This is a genomic window from Caballeronia sp. BR00000012568055, from assembly GCF_029439455.1.
Lineage (GTDB): Bacteria > Pseudomonadota > Gammaproteobacteria > Burkholderiales > Burkholderiaceae > Caballeronia.
This window is the reverse complement of the sequence record NZ_JAQFVG010000147.1, coordinates 1-2018: the sequence shown is the minus strand read 5'-3', so window position 1 is coordinate 2018 and position 2018 is coordinate 1. Positions and strand designations below refer to the sequence as shown.

Here is a 2018-nt window from a genome sequence, read left to right as displayed (position 1 = left end):
CGACTGACGCCTTCAAAGCCCCGATGATCTACAACCCCTGGTTTGACAAACAGGGCATTGACGCCGTGGTGATGCCAATGGGCGTCAAGCCGGAAGACTATGTCGATTTTCTGCCGCGGCTGTTCAAGCTCACGAATATTCGCGGCGCGCTGGTCACCATGCCGCATAAGGTGACCACCGTCGGTCTCATGGATGAGATCAGCCCGACCGCCCGCATTGCCGGGGCTTGCAATGCCATTCTCAAGCGTCCGGACGGTACGCTGCTAGGCGATCAGTTCGATGGCGAGGGCTTCGTGCGTGGCATAGAACGCAAAGGCCGCATGCTCAAAGGCACACGCGTGCTCGTGTTGGGCAGTGGCGGTGTTGGCTCGCCGATCGCGGCATCGCTTGCGGCGGCGGGCGTTGCGGAACTGGCTATATTCGATACCAACACCGCATCAGTCGAAGGTCTGGCGCAACGTTTGCGCGACCATTATCCGCTGCTTGTCGTGCGTACTGATACGCGCGATCCCGCCGATTTCGACGTCATCGTGAATGCGACGCCGTTAGGCATGAAAGAAAGCGATCCCTTGCCTTTCGATATCGATCGTATCGCGCCGACCACGTTCGTCGGTGAAGTGGTGATGAAGTCCGAGTACACGCCGCTGTTGCGCGCCGCAAAAGAAAAGGGCTGCGCCATTCAAGTGGGCACGGACATGCTTTTTGAAATGATACCCGCCTACTTGGAATTCTTTGGCTTCGGCACAGCTACCGCCGACGACTTACGCGCCGTCGCGCAAATCCGCTACGCATGAATGCCGTGAATCTATACTGAGTGTCGAGACGACACGCAGACGCTCATCCTCTGACGAATAACGATAAGCGGGAGGGATCATGGGAACGACTGCAGATCACGGTGGCGACGACGATACGCATCGCCGTCCGTTGCTTGGGCTTGCGCTTGCAGCGCTCGGTGTCGTATATGGCGATATCGGAACGAGTCCGCTCTATACGCTCAAGACCGTCTTTGATCCGTCCGGTGGCTTGCCTTTGCAGCCCGCCAATATCATCGGCATCGTCTCGCTGATTTTCTGGTCGCTTACGATCATCGTATCGCTTAAATATGTGACGTTGATTTTGCGCGCCAATAATCATGGCGAAGGCGGCATCATGGCCTTGCTTGCTTTAGCGGCGTCGTCGGTCAAGGATAAAGCGAAATTGCGTCGCGCGTTGCTGTTGATCGGCGTAATGGGCGCAGCGCTTTTTTATGGTGATGGCGTGATAACGCCCGCTATTTCCGTGCTAAGCGCGGTAGAAGGTCTCGAAGTTGCGGCACCTGTTTTACAGCCCTATGTCGTGCCAGTGACACTGGTCGCGCTGATCGCACTGTTCCTTATGCAGAAGCACGGCACCGCAGGCATCGGCGCAGTGTTTGGGCCGGTGATGGTGTTGTGGTTCATCGTGCTGGCCGTGTCGGGTCTGCTAAATATCGCAGATTCGCCGCATATTCTTGCGGCCTTGAATCCTTTTGAAGGCTTGGCGTTTTGCGTGCGGCATCGCTGGCTTGCGTTTATTGCGCTGGGCGCAGTCGTATTGTCTTTGACAGGTGCGGAAGCGCTATACGCGGATATGGGCCACTTCGGCTCGCAGCCCATTCGCCTGACATGGTTTGCCGTCGTATTTCCCGCGCTGGCGCTCAATTATCTCGGTCAGGGCGCGCTCTTATTGGCCGATCCGGCCGCACTGCAAAACCCGTTCTATCGCCTGTTTCCATCATGGATGCTTTATCCGATGGTCGTGCTATCGACCATTGCAACTGTAATCGCTTCGCAAGCCGTTATTTCAGGCACTTATTCGATGACCAAGCAGGCAATGCAGCTCGGCTTTCTGCCGCGCATGAATGTGGTCTACACATCAACTAAAGAAATTGGGCAGATCTATGTGCCGGGAATCAATTGGACTTTGCTGCTAGCGGTCGTGGCCGCGGTGCTTGGCTTCGGTTCGTCTACTGCTTTGGGTTCCGCTTATGGCATTGCGGT

The 2018-nt window shown here is 56.3% G+C and carries 2 protein-coding genes; both read left to right on the top strand.

Translation table 11 applies throughout. The features are described 5' to 3' along the window. The coding region (locus tag P7F28_RS08065) for a shikimate dehydrogenase (protein ID WP_277183989.1) at positions 1-794 on the top strand (794 nt) is incomplete at its 5' end. Between the two features lie 79 nt (positions 795-873). Then, positions 874-2018 (top strand): KUP/HAK/KT family potassium transporter (locus P7F28_RS08060; protein WP_277183988.1); only part of this gene is annotated, 1145 nt, incomplete at its 3' end.